The organism is Pseudomonas agronomica (assembly GCF_025917275.1).
GTDB lineage: Bacteria > Pseudomonadota > Gammaproteobacteria > Pseudomonadales > Pseudomonadaceae > Aquipseudomonas > Aquipseudomonas agronomica.
In genome coordinates, this window is sequence record NZ_JAOSHO010000440.1 from 1 (window position 1) to 4,194 (window position 4,194).

Annotated in this window: 5 protein-coding genes; 2 read left to right on the top strand and 3 right to left on the bottom strand. The window is 61.9% G+C overall.

Going from position 1 to position 4,194, the window contains the following annotated elements; genetic code table 11:
• From OC610_RS22255 to gntR, 3 genes are all read right to left on the bottom strand, one after another.
• Positions 1 to 391, bottom strand: a 391-nt coding sequence (locus OC610_RS22255) for a GNAT family N-acetyltransferase (protein WP_264430803.1), incomplete at its 3' end; no start/stop codon positions are given.
• Between the two features lie 86 nt (positions 392 to 477).
• Entirely contained in the window at positions 478 to 1,020 is a 543-nt protein-coding gene (locus tag OC610_RS22260) for a hypothetical protein (protein WP_264430805.1), read from the bottom strand.
• Between the two features lie 158 nt (positions 1,021 to 1,178).
• Positions 1,179 to 2,210 carry an HTH-type transcriptional regulator GntR gene (gene gntR / locus OC610_RS22265; RefSeq protein ID WP_264430807.1) on the bottom strand — a complete coding sequence of 344 codons (1,032 nt, stop codon included), beginning with the start codon at positions 2,208 to 2,210 and terminating at the stop codon, positions 1,179 to 1,181.
• A 216-nt stretch (positions 2,211 to 2,426) separates the two neighbouring features.
• Here gntR and OC610_RS22270 point away from each other — a divergent pair, with 216 nt between their 5' ends.
• Positions 2,427 to 2,960 (top strand): gluconokinase, encoded by a 534-nt coding sequence (locus OC610_RS22270; protein WP_264430809.1) that lies wholly within the window; start codon positions 2,427 to 2,429, stop codon positions 2,958 to 2,960.
• A 91-nt stretch (positions 2,961 to 3,051) separates the two neighbouring features.
• Positions 3,052 to 4,194, top strand: a 1,143-nt coding sequence (locus tag OC610_RS22275; protein WP_264430811.1) for a GntP family permease, incomplete at its 3' end; no start/stop codon positions are given.

Sequence of the window (4,194 nt, forward strand, 5' to 3'; positions counted from 1 at the left end):
CAATCATCGGCTTGCTGCGCGCGTACCGGCTCAGTCGTTCAGCCATCGCATAAGGCAGCTCCGGGTCGAAACTGAACCCGCGTCGCTCATAAAAGCCGCGCAGATCCGGGTGGCAGAACAACCACACCGGCTCGTCCAGGCCTTTCACGGCTTCGGCGATCAGCCGCCCCGCGACGCCTTGCACGCGGTACGCCGGGTCGACGAACAATCCCGTCAGCCAATGTCCCCCCGAAACCGGTCGCAGGCAGAGTGCCGCGATGATTTCTTCGCGCCGTGCAACCCAAAGCCCCGCGTCGCGCACGGCTTTCATCGACGACTGATGGGTGCGGTAGAACTTGTTCATCAACGGCCATAGCGGCTCGTCGAGGCGTGTGCAGTGGAATTCGGACATGGCGCGGGCGCGGTGTGTAATGGAGGCGGGCGATTATAGGGGAACAAACACTGCGCCGGGATATGCCCGGCGCTTGTCTGAAAGAGTCACAGCGAGGCGAGGAACATGTCTGTGGCCGGATTTTTCCCATCCGTGCGACTGTCCTGGGCTTTTTCGACCTGCGCCATCGCCGCCTTGTCTTGCATGCGCTGGGCAATCTCCTGGCCGACCGCCAGTTGCTTCTCGGGCGGCATCGCCTCGTATTCCTCTTCGGTAATGCCCATTTCCTCAAGGATGCTGTCACGCAGGCGCTCTTCAGGGGTCTTGCTCATGTAGTCCTTGAATTCCATCAGGGCAGAGCTGGTTTCTTCGGAAGCTGACGAGGCAGTTGTTTGCAACTGCACGCGGGTCTTGGCGAACGCTTCATCGACATTGTCGCTGATGGCGGCGGCGGCGTTGACCTGCTGCGTGGCCTGCCCGGTGATGGATTCCTGGACCTGAGTACTGCCCTGAGTGGCCTGGGCCTGGATGTTGTCGCGCAGCGCTTGCAACGCAGCGCTTCGCAGGCCGCTGGCGGCCTCGGCCGTGGGGTCTTCGCCCGGACGTTTGAGCGGCAGGATCATCGCTTGCTGTTTTGCACTGACCAACATGACGCGTACCTGTGGTAATGGCTGGACGATGACGGGAGCAATTACCATGCCGGGGTGCAAGGGGCCGTAAATTCAAGGGCTGCAGGACGGGTGTGCCCGGCGGGGCGGCCAATCCTTGCCGTTCGTCGGCATGGATCGACCGCATCGTGCCGGGGGTCTCAAGTGCTTTCGCGAACCTTGAGTTCGAAGCCCAGGTCCACGACGGGCTGGGCGATGCGGTTGCCGGCCATCAAGGTAAGCATCTGCTCGGCGGCGTGGCGGCCGACGGCTTCCCTGGGGGTACTGATGCTGCTCAAGCGCGGCACCATGTGGGCCGAGGCGGGCAGATCGTTGAAACCGAGGATCGAAACCTGTTCGGGGATCTTGATGCCACAGCGCAACGCTTCGAGCAGGGCGCCGTGGGCTAGGTCGTCGTTGCCGAAGAAGATTGCGTCGACGTCAGGGTGACTGGCGAGCAATTGCAGGAACAGCTCGCCGCCCAGGCCAACCGATGACGGACGAGGGGTCAGTACTTCCAGATCAGGATCGTAAAGCCCGGCCTCCAGCAGCGCGCGGCGAAAACCTTCACCGCGCAGCAACGTCCGCTGGTCCAATTGCGCGCCGATGTAGGCCAGGCGCTTGCGACCCCGGGAGACCAGATGCTCGGCGGCGGTCTCACCGGCCTTGAGCTGGGAAAATCCCACGCAGTTGAGGCCTGCCCCCGGGTCCAGTTCCATCATGTATACACAGGGAATATTACTGGCCTCGATCATGCGACGGGCGCTTTCGGTTCGGTCGAACCCGGTCAACAACAAGCCCCGCGGTTGATAGGCCATGTAATTGCGCAGCAGGTCTTCTTCTTCGTCCCGGGAATAGTGGTAGTTGCCAATCACCACTTCGAAGCCCTTGGGCCGCAAGACGCGATGGATGGCTTCCAGGGTGTCGATGAACAGCAGGTTGGACAGCGATGGCACCAGCACCACCACCGAATGGCTCTGGGCCGAGGCCAAGGCGCGGGCGGCGGGGTTGACGACGTAGTTGAGCTCAAGGGCGGCCTGGCGGACCTTTTCCACCAGCTCCACGGCCACGCTGCTGACGCCGCGCAGGGCACGGGAGGCGGTGATCGGACTGACACCGGCCAGGCGTGCGACTTCATTGAGCGTGGGGCGACCGGTGGTGCGAGTATTCTTATCGTTTTTAGTGACGGTCATCAGGGTGGCTTGCCAAACAAAAATCAAGGCACTAAGGTAGCGCTGTCTCGGCGCGCCTGCAAATGCGTTGGCAGGGTTTGCCTGATCCTTGTTCCGCGAGTGTCGTTGACGAACATGCTGCAACCACAAAAATGACAAGAAGGCGTCGGCAACTTCTGCTTTTGCTGCGGTGTCATAACTGGCAAAGGTAGCGCTGTCTGCGCGCTGAGGTGTTACATGAATCATCCAATCACCGCCCTGGTCATCATGGGCGTTGCCGGTTGCGGCAAAACCTGCGTCAGCCAGGCCCTGTGCCAACTGAGCGGCGCCACCGCCATCGAAGGCGACACGTTCCACCCCGCGGCCAACATCCAGAAGATGAGCGCCGGTATCCCCCTGAACGACGACGACCGTGCCGGCTGGCTCGACAGCCTGTGCGACGAGTTGCGCCGCGTCGACGCCACGGGCGAACGCCCGGTGCTGACTTGCTCGGCCCTCAAGCACAGCTATCGCGAACGTCTGCGCAGCGCCTTGCCTGGCCTGGGCTTCGTATTCCTTGAATTGACCCCCGAAGTGGCCGCCGACCGCGTTTCCCATCGTCCCGGCCATTTCATGCCGTCGACCCTGATCGACAGCCAGTTTGCCACCCTTGAATCCCCTGTTGGCGAGCCCCTGACCCTGGCTCTGGATGCGTCCAGCCACAGCATTGATGAATTGGCACGCCAGGCTTATGTCTGGTGGCTGGCCCACGGTTTGAAGCTGGCCAGTTGAGTTACAAAAAAATTGCGTCAGAAAGATAGCGCTGTCCCGACGGTCCATAAATAACTGCTTCAATAACAACAACAAATCAGGAGACACCCCCATGTTTGGCATGTCCCACGAGACGTACCTACTGCTCGATGCAGTGGTCACGGTGATCGGACTCATCGTCCTCATCACCAAGTTCAAGATCCACCCCTTCATTGCGCTGACCATCGCCGCCGCGTTTCTCGGCCTGACGTCGGGCATGCCGATCGGCACCATCATCAAGGCGTTCCAGGACGGCTTCGGTGGCGTGCTCGGTTTTGTCGGCATCATCCTCGCGCTGGGCACGATGCTCGGCAAAATGATGGCCGAGTCGGGCGGGGCCGATCAGATTGCCCAGACGCTCATCCGCGCCTTCGGCAAGGACAAGGTGCAATGGGCCATGATGTTCGCCGCGTTCCTGGTGGGCATCCCGCTGTTCTTCGAAATCGGTTTCGTGCTGCTGATCCCGCTGGTGTTCATCGTTGCGCGCCGCACCGGCGTGTCGATCATCAAGATCGGTATCCCGTTGCTCGCCGGCCTTTCCGCTGTCCACGGCCTGGTGCCGCCGCACCCGGGCCCACTCTTGGCGATCGGCGTGTTCGGCGCTGACATTGGCAAGACCATTCTCTATGGCCTGATCGTCGCGCTGCCGACAGCCATCATTGCCGGCCCGATCTTCGGTACGTTCATTGCCAAGCACATCCCCGGCCATCCGAACCAGGAACTGGTGGACCAACTGGCGCGCGAGACCGATGGCGCCGAGCTGCCGAGCTTCAGCATCACCCTGATCACCGTGCTGTCGCCGGTGTTCCTGATGTTGCTCAAGACCTTCGCTGACGTGGCGCTGCCGGACGGCAACTTCTTCCGCACCTGGATGGACATGATCGGCCACCCGATCTCGGCGCTGCTGTTGGCGTTGCTGTTGTCGCTCTACACTTTTGGCTACAAGCAGGGCATCGGCTCCAGCCAGATACTGAAATGGCTGGACGCCAGCCTGGCGCCGACGGCCGCGATCATCCTGATCATCGGTGCCGGTGGTGGCTTCAAGCAGATGCTGGTGACCAGCGGTGTGGGTGACGTGATCGGCCACATGGCGGTCAGCGCGCAGATCTCGCCGATCCTGCTGGCGTGGCTGGTGGCTGCGGTGATCCGCATCGCGACAGGCTCGGCGACGGTGGCGACCATTACTGGTGCCGGTATCGTCGTGCCGGTGGTGGGG